Consider the following 14,774-nt stretch of genomic DNA (forward strand, 5'->3'; position numbering starts at 1 on the left):
TGATCGTCCGTCAGCCAAAACAGGTCGCTCATCCGGGTCTCCTTGCAGAGCCTGAATCAGATCGCGACGCTCACATCAATGGGTCCTGACCCTAGGGATGCGACACTAGGCCTTCTTCTTGCCGGCCAGCTCTTCAAGCATCTGCACTAGGGCCCGCGCGCCGGCGAGAGCCTCCTCGGCGCGGCCGTGAACCTCACCCAGGTTCTCGACATCGTGGCTCTGACGCATGGCAACGAGCTTGGCGTAGGCCTGATCGAGCGCCGCCTGCGTCTCCTCGATCTCTTTGAAGGTGTCCATTGGCTAGGCTCCCACGAAGCGCCAGCAAGCCGAATTGTGCTGTCATTGCAATGGGATCGGACCAGAGCGGAGGCATCTTCTCGCACCCGGTCTACAGACAACGTGCGCGCGATCGAGGCCAACTAACGGCGCAGTGCTGGGACCGCCGATAGCGAGGCATGACCCCGCCGACCGCAGCCTCGACAGCGTAACCGGATCATCTTGGCAGCGACCTCACCGTCACCCTTGAAGCGCTCGAGAATCCTCTCCGCTGGAAAGTTGATGGTGCGGCCGCACGCGCAGACGATCCGCATGTCGGCGCGATCAGCCGCCCACTCGCCAAGCGTTCGATAGGAGGTGTCATTCGTCGGCCGGCTGCTCACAGCGGCGAAACGTCCTCGTACCGTCCGGCTTTCCGCAGCTGCCTCACGATCCCGTTGAAGGCCGCGGTCACGCCCTGGGCGCGCCCGATCTCATTGGCCTGTGAGGCCGCGTCCCAGTAGAGCTCCAGCGGCCAGCGCTCAGGGCAGTGCGGCAGCAGGCATCGCAGCGCGAGGCGCACCTCGATCCCGTCGACCTTCGTCTCCGAGCATTTCGCCACGCCGGCACGCAGGATGTGCACCGACAACGCGATCACGACGCGCTGGTGCCGAGGCAGCGTCGCCACGGATCAGTGGAAGTCGTGCGACTTGAAGCGCACGACATCCTCAGGATCCATGCCCTCGGCATGCGGCGGCCAGTAGCAGTTGCGCGGCTCGGGGCTCCACTCCTTGTCGCCGCGGTCTGGGGAGCCGGGGTGCTGGGCGGCATCGCCGCGGCCGGTACGATGTGGGAAGGACATGTCACCCACGCGGTGGAGCAGGTCGCCGTGGTCGACGATGCGGTCGCAGATGACGTGGATGACCTCGCCCTCCTTCTGCACTCGCCCCTTCAGGCCGACCATGGAAGCCGACATCACGGTGCGACGCTGCGCTTCGAAACGGTCGGGCCAGAGGATGCCGTTGGCGATTCCGGTTTCGTCCTCGATCGTGATGAACAGCACGCCCTTGGCCGAGCCGGGCTTCTGGCGGACGAGAACGATGCCGGCGACCTCGACGTGGCGGCCATCGCGCACGCTGGCGAGATCCGCACAGCGCGTCACGCCGCGGCGCGTCAGCTCGTCGCGCACGAACGACAGCGGATGCGCGCGTAGCGACAGCTGCAGGTTGCGGTAATCCTCGATCACCTCACGGCCGTCGGTAAGCGAACGCAGCTGCACCTCGGGCTCGATCCCCTCGGCGCTCTGCGTCTCGGCCGCGCGGTCGGCTGCAGCGAACAGCGGCAGCGGTGCCTCGCCGAGCCCCCTCACCTTCCAGAGGCCCTGCCGGCGATCGGCGCCGAAGCTGTGGAAGGCATCGCCGTCCGCGAGCCCCTCGATCGCGGCGCGCTGCGCGCCGGAGCGGCGCCATACATCTTCGACGCTCTCGTAGGGCGTGGTGCTGCGCGCGGAGACGATCTTGGCGCCGTCTGCGTTCGACAGCCCTCGGATCTGTCTTAGGCCGAGCCGCACGGCCAGGTAGCGCCCGCGCGTCGGCTCGAGCGTGCAGTCCCACCGGCTCGCGTTAACGCAGGGCGGTCGCACCTCAACGCCGTGCTCGCGCGCGTCGCGGACAATCTGCGCGGGCGCGTAGAAGCCCATCGGCTGCGCATTCATGAGCGCGGCGCAGAAGACGTCGGGATGGTGGTGCTTCATCCAGCTGCTCGCGTAGGAGATCTTGGCGAAGCTGGCGGCGTGGCTCTCGGGAAAGCCGTAGGAGCCGAAGCCCTCGAGCTGGCGGAAGGTGCGCTCGGCGAACTCGCGCGGATAGCCGCGCACGACCATGCCCTCGACCAGCTTTTCACTGAAGTGGCTGACCCCGCCTGTGAACTTGAAGGTCGCCATGGCGCGGCGCAGCTGGTCCGCCTCGGCCGGCGTGAAGCCGGCGCCGACGATCGCGACCTTCATGGCCTGCTCCTGGAACAGGGGCACGCCGAGCGTCTTCTCGAGCACCGCGCGCAGCTCGGGGCGCGGGTACTCGGGCCGCTCGAGTCCTTCGCGCCGGCGCAGGTAAGGGTGGACCATGTCGCCCTGGATCGGGCCCGGCCGCACGATCGCGACCTGGATAACGAGATCGTAGAAGCGCCGCGGCTTCATGCGCGGCAGCATGCTCATCTGCGCGCGGCTCTCGATCTGGAAGGTGCCGAGCGTGTCGGCCTTCTGGATCATGGCGTAGACGTCTGGATCGTCGTCCTGCAGGTCGGCCAGCCCGACGCGGATGCCCTTGTCCTGCTCGAGCAGGTTGAAGGCGCGGTTCATGCAGCCGAGCATCCCCAATCCGAGAACGTCGACCTTCATGAACTTGAGTGCGTCGATGTCGTCCTTATCCCACTCGATGATCTGGCGGTCTTCCATGGCCGCGGGCTCGATGGGCACCAGGTCGTCGAGGCGGTCATGCGTCAGCACGAAACCGCCCGGGTGCTGCGACATGTGACGCGGCACCCCGATGAGCTTGCGCGCGAGGTCGAGCGTCAGCCGCAGCCGGCGATCGGCGATGTCGAGGTTGAGCTCGTCGACCTGCTTCTCGCCGACACCCTCGGCCGACCAGCCCCACACGAGGCCGGCGAGCGAGGAGGTCAGATCCTCTGGCAGGCCGAGCGCCTTGCCCACGTCGCGCACGGCCCCGCGCGCGCGGTAGCGGGTCACGACCGCCGTCAGCGCGGAGTGGTTGCGACCATAGGTTTCATAGATCCACTGAATGATCTCCTCGCGGCGCTCATGCTCAAAGTCGACGTCGATGTCGGGGGGCTCGCGGCGCTCGCCTGATACGAAGCGCTCGAACAGCAGCTCGTGCTTGATCGGGTCGATCGAGGTCACGCCGAGCACGAAGCACACGCAGCTGTTGGCGGCCGAGCCGCGGCCCTGGCAGAGGATCCCGCGCCGGCGCGCCTCGCGCACGATGGCGTAGACGGTGAGAAAGTAGGGCGCGTAGCCGAGCTCGCCGATCAGGCGCATCTCATGGGCGATCTGCGTGGTGTAGGCTTCCGGCACGTTGCCGTCGAACATCCGCTCGACCGCCTCGGTCGCCAGCTTCTGCAACGCCTCCTGCGCCGTCAGCCCCTCGATCAGGCGCTCGTGCGGATACTGGTAGGCCAACTCGCCGAGGTCGAAGGTGCAGAGCCTGGCGATATCAACGCTGGCCTGCAGTGCATCGGGGTAGGCGCGAAAGCGTCGGACCATCTCATCAGGCGATTTCAGCGCGCGATCGGCGTTCACCTCGCGGCGGTAGCCAAGCTCGTCGACGGTGCATTTCTCACGCACCGCAGTGACGACATCCTGCAGCAGGCGTGCCTCGGGCGCGTGGTAGAGGACGTCGCCGGTGACCACGGCGCGCACGCCAGCGCCGCCCGCCTGCCGTGCAAGCGCGTCGATGCGGACGGCGTCACCCGGCCGGCGCCGCTGGTAGAGCGCCATGTAGCTACGGCGCCCGTAGACCGCCTTCAGGTCCTGCAGCGCCGCCAGGTTCTCCTCGTCCGCCTCATGCGGCAGCAGGATGGCGATGACGCCGTCGGACCATGGCTCGAGGTCGTGCCAGTGGAGCAGGCACGCACCCTTCCCTGCCCGCTTCTTGCCGACAGTGAGCAGCCGCGTGATCCGCGACCAGGCGGGACGATCGGTCGGGTAGAGCAGCAGGCGACGCCCGCACGACAGATCCACGCGCGTGCCCGCGATCGAGCGCACGCCGGTCGCCTTATGCGCCTCCCATGCGCGCACGACGCCTCCGACCGTGCCGATGTCGCTGACGCCGATCGCGGGATAGCCGAGCAGGGCTGCGGCCGCGAACAGCTCCTCAGGGCTGGACGCACCGCGCAGCAGCGAGAAATGCGTGAGCACCTGCAGCTCGACATAGTGGGTCATCCGAAGACCCCGTGCATCCACCAGCTGAGGTCGCCGGTGTCCTCCTCGAAGCCGTCGCCGCGGCGGAACACCCAGTAGCGGCCGCCCTCTTCGTCCTCGACGCGGTAATAGTCGCGTACCGCCCACACCTCGGCCTCACGGCGCCACCACTCGCCATGGACGCGCTCGGGACCGTCGCCGGCGACGATCTTGTAGGTCTTGCCGCGCCACTCGAAGCGCCGCGGCGGCTGGTCGGGCATCAGCGCCATGACGCGGGCGAGCGGCTCCGGCCGTGCAAACAGCCGGATCGGCCGCGGCCACTTTGGCCAGGGTCCGGGCGTTTCGTTCGGGTCGAAGCGGGCGACGGCTCGCTCCGGCACATGGCTCTCGACTGGCGCCACGCGGAAGACGGCGCGCGGCCCGATCCTGCCGGCGATCACGTCGACGAGGCGCGCGGGGTCGCGCACTAGCGTCTCGCCGGCGAGCACCGCGCCGAGGTCAATCGCATCGAGCGGCTCGGTGTGCGGCGCCACGAGCCAGAACTGCTCGAGCCCCATGCCGGGATCGATCCGCTCGATCTTGAGCTTCAGCAGCCGCAGCAGGTGCGGCACCTCGCGCGTCGGCCGCGACGTGCCAACGGCGACCACCTGTTCGGTCCCCTCGACGCGCAGGCCGGTGAGCCGGAGGGCGCGCGCACCGAGACCGCGCTCCTGCAGCACGCCGGCGAGATCGCGCAGCAGGTCGCCCATGACCTGCTCTATCGCCTCGGCTGTGCCGATGGGCTCGAGCAGCCGGCGCTCGACGAGCGGCACCTCGGCATCCTCGCGCGGCGTGATCGGCTCCGCGACTGCGCCGAGCGCCTGGTCGAGCCGCGTGATCGCCGGCAGGCCGAGCCGGCGCGCGAGCGGCCCGCGCGCGACCGGCAGCAGATCCGCGATCGTCTCGAAGCCGAAGCGGCGCGCGGCACTGAGCGCATTGGGAACGAGGCGCAGCGCCACGATCGGCAGCGGCGCCAGCGCGCTGGCAGTCGCACCCGGCTCGGCGCGGATGAGGTCGCCGCGACCGTGGCGCGCGAGCGCGTGCGCGGCGCCGGGCGTGTCCGCGACCGCCACACGCGCCGTGAAGCCTGCCCGCCTGCAGAAGGCGAGCAACCGCCGGCAGAAGCGCTCCTCGCCGCCATGCAGGTGCTCGCAGCCGGCGAGATCAATCCAGAGACCATCGCTTGGGGAGACTGCGGCGATCGGCGACCAGCGGCGCACGGCCAAAAGCGCGAGCCGGTCGAGCAGCGCGGCGTCGGCCTGCGGTTCGGCCGGGCGGAAGTCGAGATCGGACACGAGCGCGCGCGCGTGGGTTGCCGCCATGCCTGGATGCACACCGAGCGCGCGCGCACCGTCACAAGCGGCAACCACCTCCTCGCGTCGGCCCACCTTGTCGATCAGCGCTAGCGGAGCGTGCTCGAGCGGCTTGGCGGAGGGCACGCTGATGCGCGGCGCGGGCGTTGCCGCCTTGTAGGGGTGGCTGGCAGCCTCCGAGCGCCGGCCGAGCTCGCGCATGGGCGGCTGTGCATGGGTCGGCAGCGTCGCGATCTGTGCCTCGACGTCGCCGCGTGACGGCATGCCTTCCCGCGCCCAGCGGGCGCCTGGCCGCCATCCCCCGCCCCGCGGCACCAAACAGGCGCCGGTGTCGTCGTCTACCGGCAGCTCGAGGACAGGCCTTTCAGGCTGCCGCGGAGCGGACCGTTCCAGCCGTCTCAGCCGCTCCACGGCCAAGCTCGGCAGGAACAGCGAGACGACCCGTCTCATCGCTGCCCTCCACAATCAGGGAGAAGCCTTCACCCCCACGCTGTCGGACGCACTCCACCGCCCATCTCGCTCTTCCCACACCCGCGACACCCAACCGCTCGGACGGCGCGGCACCGATCCGCCATCGCGTCCACGCGGCGGAGGGCTCGGCGAACACGTCCTGGTTGAGACCCCGCGCGCGGCGCAGCAGCAGCACCGGCATGTCGGCGTCGGCCGCGACGAGCTGGAGGCGGCGTGTCGCCACCATCGAGACCTTGCTCGCCTCTGCCACGATTGCAGCCGGCGTGCCGTCCCGCACCGCATCCTCGACGACCGCCAACAGCGCCGCGTCGTCCCACGGCTGGGCGTAGATCACGTTCGCCGATGGCAAGCCGGCCTGCTCGAGCGCGGGAGCGTAGAGGTCGGCACGGCAGCTAGCCCACAGCACCGGCCCCCCTGCGCCTACCGCCTCACGCGCGGCAATACCGGCGAGGAAGAGCGTGGTGGCGGCATCGTCGACCAGCGCGGCGCTCCGCGCAGTCGCCTCGTGCAGCGCGCCGGCGCGCAAACCCCCTGCCCCGAGCCGACTGTCCAGCGCTTCCAAGCCAAACGGCATGACGCGATAGTCAGCGGCAGGCGTAGCGATCGTCCGAAGATGCGCTATGCTGGGTGCGAAGGAATCAAGGGCGGCGGACATAAGGGACTAGACTCTACTCGTTCCCTTTATGTTCCGTAAATGAGAGCTGCTGGTCAAGCTCCGATCGGCTCGGTTTATCGATTCATGTGGAACGGCACCGCAACGAAGCACCAACAAAGCGGGTAAAAAGCGCTTTCCAGCGGCAGCGACGTGACTCATAGAATCCAGATGCCGATCCGCGCCGAAAACCGCTGGCTGTACCCGATCGACTGGCAGCAGCTGTCAGGCAGGATCCGGTTCGAGCGCGCCGGCAGGCGCTGCGAACAGTGTGGCCGGCCGCACCTTCAGCGTGTCGCGCATCTCGGTGACGGCCGCTGGTGGGATGCGCAGGCGGCGTGCTGGCGTTCGGACCGTGGTAAGCGGATTGCTGTGAAGGGCGGCTTCACGCTCGCCAGCGTACGGGTGACTTACGTCGTCCTGGCCTGCGCGCATCTCGATCATGATCCCAGCAACAGCGCACCCGCCAATCTCAAGGCGCTATGTCAGCGGTGCCACATGATTTACGATGCCGCTGAGCATCGCTGGCAACGCTGGTGGAACGCCTTTCGTCGACGCGCGCTGCGCGACCTGTATGAGGATCCGAGGATCACAAGGGAGCGCCAGGTCGGACGATGATTGCTCGTTGACGGCTGTCGAGGACTGGCGATCATGCATTCGCCAGGAGCGTTCTGTTAGTGCTCTATGAACGGCTCCTCCACGGCGCCGGTTAATTGCTCAGTGAATTGCGCGTGGCGATCGGCACAGCGTCCGCGGGAGACAACGCGGCCTCCTCGCAGCACATCGACGCCCGCCTCGAAGCTCGGATCGTTCGTGCCGTGGAAGCCTGTTTTGACGGTGCGTTCGTAGACGACGTAGGTCCATGGGCCGTTTCGGAAGGCAGCCTGCAGTTCACCTCCGCCTGAGAACCCCTCCTGGGCGTAGCGTCCATGATAGACCTCCAACTCGACCCGTCCCCGCCGTACGGAGCGATATACCAAGTTCGACCCGATCCTGACGACTGCGGCAGTCCGGTCGCCCATGCGGCACGCAAAGACCGTCCGGTCGGATGGGGAGGCTGCTGCTGCAATCAGGAGCGCCAGTAGCACCGTCACGAGCTACACTCGTCAGGGCCCGAAGGGCGATGCCGCCTGCAACCATTCATCGTCATCGCACGACCGTGACAGCGCCTTCCACGCTCACCTGATTGCCGCCGTTCCGCTTTGCGCTTCGGAGCTGCCGCCACGCCGCCTTAAGCAGCGCTTCCACTTCGCGGCCGCGGCTGGCTACGACGCCGGCAAATAGCGAGATCCGGCCAAGGGGCGCGTCGCTCTCGCGCACTTTCATTTCGCGCGCGCCAATCGCCTCGCATGCGGCTGTGACCATCTCTCCTGCGGCGCGCAGGTCCATGCCTTCGATGAGAAGCGCAAACGTGCCACCATCCCACCGGCTGACGAGATGGCTGCGAGCATGATCGGCGAGCGCACGTGCCACGACCTTAAGCAGCCGGTCCCCCACCCCCGGCGAATGACCGTCGTTGACCTGACGCAGCCCATCGACGTCGACAAGCGCGACACAGGTTGGGCTTCTTAGATCGCCTGCCAGCCGTGCTTCGAATGCAGTCCTGTTCGTCAAGCCTGTGAGGGGATCGTGCTGCCCCGCCAACTGAAGCGCGGACAGCTCCGCTCGGATCTGCCGCGCGCGGGCTGCAGCTTCAGCGAAACTCGCCTCGGCGCTCTCCGCGCGGCGCAGCATCGTGGCGAGCAGCGGCCCGGCGCTGGCGCCGGGCTCGTCAAGCAGCGCTGCTGACGCAGTAACCAGCTCACGGCTGAGATCGGTCGTGACCGCCATCGCATCCCCGACGATGTCGATCACGCGCATGGTGATGTGATCCAGCTCGGGGGCAAGCTCCGCCCGTACCGCTGGGCGAAGCTCTTGAACCTGCTCCTCGGTGAGCCGGACACCGCCGTCGATCGCGCCGTCCACCCGCTCTCGTAGCTGCTCATTGTCGCCGTTCAGGTACTCGTGGGCAAAGGCGTAATGGTCAGGGGTGTGGGCGAGACGATGCCGATCGAGGAAGACGAGAACGTCTGGCACGCCCTGCGGCCGCTTACGTCGATCTACCACCATCACCTCCGTCGTGATGCCCGATCCCTCCCCTTCCTGTGCGGGTAAGCTAGCGACTACAGATCTATGTTGCGATCCTTCATCGCCTCCGCGGCCAGGTCACCGATCGGATCCTCGCCACCGACCATCTCGAAAACGGCCGCGACGTCGTGATCGTCGAGCTTCGACAGCATCAGCTTGACCGCGCTGGCTCCCGCCTCATCCAGCACAAGCGTTGTGTCGTCGCTCGCCATCGGTAAGGTCCCCACGCTTTCAAAGGGAGTACGAATAGCATGAACGTTGGTGAGCTGGCCAAGGGCGTCGCAGCTGCGACGGGTACGAGCGAGACGGACGCGAAGAAGACGATCACCGCGGTATTCGACCAGATCGCGGCCGCGGCCGCGAAGGGCGAAGAGGTTTCCATCAACGGCTTCGGCAAGTTCACCGTGAAGGATCGGCCGGAGCGCGAGGGCCGCAACCCGTCAACGGGTGAGAGCATGACGATCGCCGCGTCGAAGAAGGTCGCCTTCACGGCTGCCAAGGGCCTGAAGGACAAGCTCTGAGGCACATGCGCCGGCGGGTTCGCTCGCCGGCGCCGACGGGAGGCGCGGATGTGCAATAGATATAGGCTCACAGCCAAGCAGGCCGAGGTCATGGCGACCTTCGGCATCCGTCCGCCCTATGAGCCCGATGAGACCTTCCCGGTTGGCGACATCTTCCCGACGGGAAAGAAGACGCCCTTCTATGGCGCGGTGATCGTGAAGGACGGCGAAGATCGCCGGCTCGAGCGCATGGAGTGGGGCGTACCAACCCAGGTGCCCAGCAAGCGCGATCCAGCGGTGAAGCTGACCAAGTACGTGACCAACGTGCGCAATCTCAGCTCGAGCTTCTGGCGATCGATGCTGACCACGCCGGCGCGGCGTTGCCTCGTGCCCGTGACGTCATTCTCCGAATACGGGGTCGCTCCTGGTGAGGACGGGAGAAAGCCGCTGCACTGGTTCGATGTGCCGAGCCGGCCAATCTTCGCGTTCGCCGGCATCTGGCGCCCTACAGAGCGCGGCAACGCCTATGGCTTCCTGACCACAGAGCCGAATGCGATTGTGGCTCCCATCCATCCCAAGGCGATGCCAGTCCTCCTCCACGACGGCGATTACGAGCGGTGGCTATCGGATCCATGGGACGAGCTGCAGGATCTCGTTGCCTATTATCCGTCCCAGCTCATGCGCGTTTCAGGAGATTAGGTTTTCGGCCGCCCCAATGGCTATCGCAGGTTGAAGAAGCGAGATTGAAGTGGTCAGAATGAGCCCCGGTGCCATTATCAAAGCACCTATAACACGGTTGCCAGCCTTTCTCGGATTTATATTAGCCCCATACCTCTACTTCACTGGCGCTTCCTACGAAAGCGCCAGATTGGACGAGTACGGACTGACTAACGCTGGGTTTGCGTCTTCTACATCCGACCGTATCTTCTCGGGCTTCAATCTACTTCTGGCCAACGTACTACCGCGGCTTGTAGAAATCCTAGCCTATAGCGTCGGCGCAACGGTTATCGCAGGCGCTTGCTCTTGGTCCCTGCTTACCAGCAAAAACACCAAGATAGTGCGCCTCCGATCGCGCCTGACGAGGGCTAGATCCGCTATGTTTGATCACGTGTCAGATCTCGGCATCGTGTTCTCCCCCTTTGCGGCGATAATTGCCATGATGCTTTTCTTAACACTGCTTCTAGGCTGGTTGAAGTTGATGGACCTAGGTCGGCGAAGCGGCATCTCTGATGCTCAACACCATCTACGAAGGATACAAGAGTGCGTCCGCTCTGCAGGGAAGGTTGCCGGGTGCACGAGACTGCTCGTGCGTTTCGATGGTAAAAGGTCGGAGCAGATTGTTGCAGCTGTAGTAGCTGCGGATAGCAGTCATATTGCTATTTCAAACGGACGCTACGTGCGTCTAATCGAGACGAACCAGCTTATTGCGATGCAGATAAGGAACCTAAAATTAAAGTAGCCTAACGCGGGCCGTGCTCGCTAGCTCCGGCGGCATTTTGCCCGTCGCCGTTCGCTGAGCTGACACACGGAGACGCCCCCCGCCCTCTCGTGCCGAGGACCCATTTGCGGTCATCAAGCAGGCCTGGATCGCTTCCCAATCCCTGCCACTCGTTCATGTTGATTGCCGTAGGTCGTATGTCGACGTGAGTGGTCGGCTGAGTGGCTCCGAGCGGCGAGCCAGCGATCCGCTAGCTAACCGGAACCTGATTGCTGGGCGTCAGAGAACGCACCGCTGTCTCACCGCGGTGATTTCGCGATGGTGCGGGCATGTCAGACCCGCTAATCGGCGCCGGTGCATGTTCCGCTTTGTTCGCTCGCTTCAGGATTAGCCCGCTTTCGCGCGGCGCCGGGCTCGGCCTTTCTTATGACCGACGAAGGCGCGCCTTCGACCCCAATCGAGCACGATATCGTGATTGCGGTGCGCGACGCGGGATGAGCGGGTCGGACGCGGCAGTCACTGGACCCCATGCCACCGACTGGCGCGAGACCGCACTGTACGCACCGGTCAAGGCGTTCCTCGAGGCACAAGGCTTTGCGGTAAAGGGAGAGGTCTGTGGCTGCGACGCCGTCGGGCTACGCGCCGGCGAGCCGCCGCTCATCGTGGTCGCGGAGCTCAAGCTCTCGTTCACGCTCGAACTGGTGCTACAGGCAGTGGACCGGATGCGCGGGGCCGATATTGTCTATCTCGCGGTTGCCGCCTCGCGTCGCGGGCGCGACCAGGACCAGCGGGTCACACGCCTGTGCCGCCTTCTGGGTGTTGGGCTGCTCGCGGTTGACCTGCGTCTCGGCCTTGTCACGATCCTCTGCGAGCCCGTGCCTTATCGCCCCCGCCCTAACTTACCGCTGCGTCGCCGGCTTGTGAAAGAACACACCACGCGGCGGGGTGATCCGAACCTCGGCGGTTCATCCCGCGAGCCGATCATGACAGCCTATCGCCAACGAGCGCTAGCATGCGCGGCCGCGATGCGGGACGACGGCGCGCGGCCGCGTGACCTGCGCCACTTGGCGGAGGACGCTGGCACCATTCTGTCGCGCAACGTCTACGGCTGGTTCGAGCGGGTGAGACCGGGTCACTATCGTTTGTCTGACAGCGGAAGAGCGATGATCGCACTTACCGCCGACGGATCGACGGCGACGGCGTGATCGTCGCGGACATGTCGCGCCTCTGATGCCCATCGACGCCTCGCCGAGCGCCACTCATTTCTCCTCAGAGACGAACACGCACACCGGCGGTTACGCGTCGACCGTTGTCAACAACACCTCGGAGCAGGCCAACTTCATTGTCATTGTAGATTTTAGCGTTCGTGGCGTTCGTGATATCTGCATTCAGCGTAATCATGCGGTTTATATCGTAGCTTGCTGAGATGTCGAGCTGCCCATATGATCGCTGATAGTCGCCATCACCGAACGTGCTGATCGGATCATTCACGAATCCGTTCCGGTAGTTGTAGGAAGCTCGGATGCCGAAGCCAGCCTTCTCGTAATAGCCCGCGATGTTGTAGCTGCGGGTTGATGCGCCGGAGATTGGGATCGCCGGCTCTCCTTGCGTAACGACGACGTCGCCAAGATCGAGATAGGTGAAGTTGCCGAGCACCCCCAAGCCGTCGAGCGCGCCAGGAAGAAAGGTGAAGGGCACCTGCGCGCCGAGCTCGAAGCCCTTGATCTTGCTGCCTGCGCCGTTGCGAGGCTGGCGAAGGAGGAAAACCTGCTCCCTGCTTCCGCCCTCCTCCAGCTGAACCGTCTGCGTCACCGAGGTGGCCGTGTTAACGATGAAGTTCTTCACGTCCTTATAAAAAAGCGCGGCGGACAACAGGCCCGACCCGGCGAAATAGTATTCCAGCGAGAGGTCGACCTGGTTCGACACGTACGGCCGCAGGTTGGGATTGCGCGCGCTGATCGTGCTCGTGTTGGCGTCCACGCTCAGTGTCGGGGAGAGCAGCCCGATGTCAGGCCGCGTCAGCGTGCGCGCGACCGCGCCGCGCACCTTCAGATGCGACGTGAGATCGTAGGAGAAATTGGCGCTGGGCAGCCATTCGGCATAGCTGTTGTCGATCGACACCGGTGTGGTGCCCTGGACCACCGTGATGATCCCTCCCCGACGTACGAGCAGGGTCGATAGGTCGGCAGCATTCCCGTCTGACGTCTGGTCCGTGCGGACGTAACGGAGACCTACGTTGCCGTTGAAGCGGTTCCCCAGCGCCCGTATGTCGACCTGACCGTAGGCGGCGTAGGACCGTTCGGTGACCTGGAAGTCGTTCGCGAGCTGGGTCTGGGGCGGCGCGATCGAGAGCAGCTGCGACAGCGGTAGGCGGTCGAAGAAGGCGCCTAGGTTCGGCGCGAGGTAAACGCCGAGTGACGGCTGGACAAACTTGGAGTAGTCGACCTGTGACAGGATCGGCGCGGCCGACGTGCTGCCGCCCTCGACCGTTGGATTGTAGGCCTGCCCCAGCGCGGTCGCGAACTGCTGAGACGTCAGGTTGAAGGTCCGCGAGCTGAATTCGCTGCGACGGTTCGCGAACATGCCTCCGGCCTTTAGCACGAGCGTCGAATCGGCAAGAGCGACGTCGCGCGCGACGTCGAGGCGGCCATCATAGTTGCGATCGATGCTGGGGGCGCGGTACGTGCCGCCGACTGCGAGGAGGTTGTAGGTTGACGGATCCAGCGGATCGTAGCCGCGATCGAAGGTGACCGCGGGTTCACGCCCCAGGTCACCGCCGGTGTCGTAGCCGACCCGGGCGCGCGAGTTGATGGCGAAGCCGTAGTTGGTCTCGGTACGTCGAGCCTTGGAGAAGGTAAATTCGGTAGAGACCTTGAGCTCGTCGAGGGTCCAGATCCCGCCGATAGCGCCGCTGAACAGTTGGTCGTGCGTGTCGATCGGTCGTGTGTCCGCACGGTGGTCAACGCCGTTGGCATCCAGAGCGGTCAGGTAGCCGTCCGCTACGGTGCTTCCGACGACACCTGCATTAGCTCCCTGGATGTTGGTAAAGCGGACCTGATGTTCGTTGTAGATCGAGTAGTCCTTGAAGTCCGAGAAGAAGCCGTCGGCGTAAAAATTCAGCGTTTCCGTCGGCTTGAACTGGAGGCCACCGATCATCGTCACGCGCTCGAACTTTCCGTCCTGTGCGACCAGGTTCGTGGTGTGGATGAAGCGGTACTGGTCGGCGAGATCGCCATCCAGGTTGTAATCGAGCGGCGGGTTGCGGCGGCTCTCCACCCCGTTCTCTGCGCCGTAGCCGAGATAGCCCGCCGAGAGCACGCGGCGCTTCTCATAGTTGACACCGAAGCTTGCGCCGAAGCGGTCGGTCACAACCTTGTTCACGAACAACGACGCGTGCGGCGTCACGCGATTGGGATTTTCCTCGTAGATGCCCTCCGCGGTGATCGCCACGACGTCACGGCCTGCGTCTAGTGGGCGTGCGACTCGGACGTTGACGAGGCCGGCCAGACCGCCCTCGACCTGCTCGGCGCTCGGCGACTTGATCACCTCGACGGCGCTGACGAAGTCGGACGAGAGGGAGGTGAAGGAGAAGCTGCGTCCGCCACCCGGCGTCGCGATCTGCCGGCCGTTGTACTGCGTCTGGGTGAAGTTCGGGCCGAGCCCGCGGAGCGCTACACGGGACCCTTCGCCCTTGTTGCGCGTGATCTGCACGCCGGTGACGCGCTGTAGCGATTCCGCGAGGTTCTGGTCTGGGAAGCGCCCAATGTCCTCTGAGGAAATCGCGTCGACGATGCCGACGTTGTCGCGCTTGAGCGCGGTCGCGTCCGCAAGGCTGCGCCGGATGCCCGTGACGACGACCTCCTCGCCGTCCGCGCCCGGCTCGACAGCACCGTCCCGTGCCGTGGGACTGGCGGCGGGAACGGTCTGCGCAGCGGCGGAAGACGCGATCGATACGGCCAACAGCGACGCCGCGCTGGCCAGAAGACCTTTAATCATGTTCTCTCTCCCGGTGGTTGCCGCCCGACGCTGACGACGGGTCGGCGAT

13 protein-coding genes are annotated in these 14,774 nt (G+C 65.7%); 4 read left to right on the forward strand and 9 right to left on the reverse strand.

The annotated features are described in order from the left end of the window. Positions 1-105: 105 nt before the first annotated feature. The 5 genes from FHY02_RS21715 to FHY02_RS21735 all read right to left on the reverse strand — a co-directional run bounded on the left by FHY02_RS21715 (position 106) and on the right by FHY02_RS21735 (position 6,586). Positions 106-297 (reverse strand): hypothetical protein, encoded by a 192-nt coding sequence (locus FHY02_RS21715; protein ID WP_183926281.1) that lies wholly within the window; start codon positions 295-297, stop codon positions 106-108. A 358-nt stretch (positions 298-655) separates the two neighbouring features. After that, positions 656-943, reverse strand: a complete 288-nt coding sequence (locus FHY02_RS21720; RefSeq protein ID WP_183926283.1) for a hypothetical protein — start codon at positions 941-943, stop codon at positions 656-658. 3 nt (positions 944-946) lie between these two features. Then, positions 947-4,210, reverse strand: coding sequence for an error-prone DNA polymerase (locus FHY02_RS21725; RefSeq protein WP_183926285.1), 3,264 nt, complete (start codon positions 4,208-4,210; stop codon positions 947-949). Continuing rightward, on the reverse strand, positions 4,207-5,805 hold the full coding sequence (locus FHY02_RS21730; RefSeq protein WP_260173071.1) for a DNA polymerase Y family protein: 1,599 nt from the start codon (positions 5,803-5,805) through the stop codon (positions 4,207-4,209). The genes FHY02_RS21725 and FHY02_RS21730 overlap by 4 nt, the downstream gene beginning before the upstream one ends. Positions 5,806-5,905: 100 nt before the next feature. Beyond that, positions 5,906-6,586 carry an ImuA family protein gene (locus FHY02_RS21735; RefSeq protein ID WP_260173072.1) on the reverse strand — a complete coding sequence of 227 codons (681 nt, stop codon included), beginning with the start codon at positions 6,584-6,586 and terminating at the stop codon, positions 5,906-5,908. A 249-nt stretch (positions 6,587-6,835) separates the two neighbouring features. Between FHY02_RS21735 and FHY02_RS21740 the strand changes: the two genes are divergently transcribed. Then, complete coding sequence (locus tag FHY02_RS21740) at positions 6,836-7,282, forward strand: hypothetical protein (RefSeq protein WP_183926289.1); 447 nt, start codon at positions 6,836-6,838, stop codon at positions 7,280-7,282. A gap of 56 nt (positions 7,283-7,338) precedes the next feature. Here FHY02_RS21740 and FHY02_RS21745 read toward each other — a convergent pair whose 3' ends face one another. Genes FHY02_RS21745 through FHY02_RS21755 form a run of 3 tightly spaced genes read right to left on the reverse strand, consistent with a single transcriptional unit; the run spans position 7,339 to position 9,003 of the window. Then, positions 7,339-7,758 carry a hypothetical protein gene (locus tag FHY02_RS21745; protein WP_183926291.1) on the reverse strand — a complete coding sequence of 140 codons (420 nt, stop codon included), beginning with the start codon at positions 7,756-7,758 and terminating at the stop codon, positions 7,339-7,341. Between the two features lie 52 nt (positions 7,759-7,810). After that, entirely contained in the window at positions 7,811-8,773 is a 963-nt protein-coding gene (locus FHY02_RS21750; RefSeq protein WP_260173073.1) for a GGDEF domain-containing protein, read from the reverse strand. Positions 8,774-8,826: 53 nt separating this feature from the next. Then, on the reverse strand, positions 8,827-9,003 hold the full coding sequence (locus FHY02_RS21755) for a hypothetical protein (RefSeq protein WP_183926295.1): 177 nt from the start codon (positions 9,001-9,003) through the stop codon (positions 8,827-8,829). Positions 9,004-9,042: 39 nt separating this feature from the next. Here FHY02_RS21755 and FHY02_RS21760 point away from each other — a divergent pair, with 39 nt between their 5' ends. The 3 genes from FHY02_RS21760 to FHY02_RS21770 all read left to right on the forward strand — a co-directional run bounded on the left by FHY02_RS21760 (position 9,043) and on the right by FHY02_RS21770 (position 11,934). Continuing rightward, the gene (locus tag FHY02_RS21760) at positions 9,043-9,312 is read left to right on the forward strand and encodes an HU family DNA-binding protein (RefSeq protein WP_183926298.1); all 270 of its coding nucleotides are present in this window, start codon (positions 9,043-9,045) and stop codon (positions 9,310-9,312) included. Between the two features lie 48 nt (positions 9,313-9,360). Beyond that, positions 9,361-9,990, forward strand: a complete 630-nt coding sequence (locus tag FHY02_RS21765; protein WP_183926300.1) for an SOS response-associated peptidase — start codon at positions 9,361-9,363, stop codon at positions 9,988-9,990. Between the two features lie 1,233 nt (positions 9,991-11,223). Beyond that, positions 11,224-11,934: a DUF2161 domain-containing phosphodiesterase gene (locus tag FHY02_RS21770; RefSeq protein WP_183926302.1), complete on the forward strand. Its 711-nt coding sequence runs from the start codon at positions 11,224-11,226 to the stop codon at positions 11,932-11,934. A 64-nt stretch (positions 11,935-11,998) separates the two neighbouring features. On the opposite strand, the gene FHY02_RS21775 is transcribed toward FHY02_RS21770, so the two are convergent. After that, complete coding sequence (locus FHY02_RS21775) at positions 11,999-14,725, reverse strand: TonB-dependent receptor (protein WP_183926303.1); 2,727 nt, start codon at positions 14,723-14,725, stop codon at positions 11,999-12,001. Positions 14,726-14,774: the final 49 nt, after the last annotated feature.

This window comes from Sphingomonas sp. BK069, assembly GCF_014193405.1.
Classification (GTDB): domain Bacteria; phylum Pseudomonadota; class Alphaproteobacteria; order Sphingomonadales; family Sphingomonadaceae; genus Sphingomonas.

Bases quoted from the DNA above. Each gene is read 5' to 3' on its own strand.
- FHY02_RS21760 (WP_183926298.1), top strand. From the start codon at position 9,043: ATGAACGTTGGTGAGCTGGCCAAGGGCGTCGCAGCTGCGACGGGTACG.
- FHY02_RS21770 (WP_183926302.1), top strand. From the start codon at position 11,224: ATGAGCGGGTCGGACGCGGCAGTCACTGGACCCCATGCCACCGACTGG.
- FHY02_RS21740 (WP_183926289.1), top strand. From the start codon at position 6,836: ATGCCGATCCGCGCCGAAAACCGCTGGCTGTACCCGATCGACTGGCAG.
- FHY02_RS21715 (WP_183926281.1), bottom strand. From the start codon at position 297: ATGGACACCTTCAAAGAGATCGAGGAGACGCAGGCGGCGCTCGATCAG.
- FHY02_RS21725 (WP_183926285.1), bottom strand. From the start codon at position 4,210: ATGACCCACTATGTCGAGCTGCAGGTGCTCACGCATTTCTCGCTGCTG.
- FHY02_RS21775 (WP_183926303.1), bottom strand. From the start codon at position 14,725: ATGATTAAAGGTCTTCTGGCCAGCGCGGCGTCGCTGTTGGCCGTATCG.
- FHY02_RS21730 (WP_260173071.1), bottom strand. From the start codon at position 5,805: ATGCCGTCACGCGGCGACGTCGAGGCACAGATCGCGACGCTGCCGACC.
- FHY02_RS21735 (WP_260173072.1), bottom strand. From the start codon at position 6,586: ATGCCGTTTGGCTTGGAAGCGCTGGACAGTCGGCTCGGGGCAGGGGGT.
- FHY02_RS21765 (WP_183926300.1), top strand. From the start codon at position 9,361: ATGTGCAATAGATATAGGCTCACAGCCAAGCAGGCCGAGGTCATGGCG.
- FHY02_RS21755 (WP_183926295.1), bottom strand. From the start codon at position 9,003: ATGGCGAGCGACGACACAACGCTTGTGCTGGATGAGGCGGGAGCCAGC.
- FHY02_RS21750 (WP_260173073.1), bottom strand. From the start codon at position 8,773: ATGGTGGTAGATCGACGTAAGCGGCCGCAGGGCGTGCCAGACGTTCTC.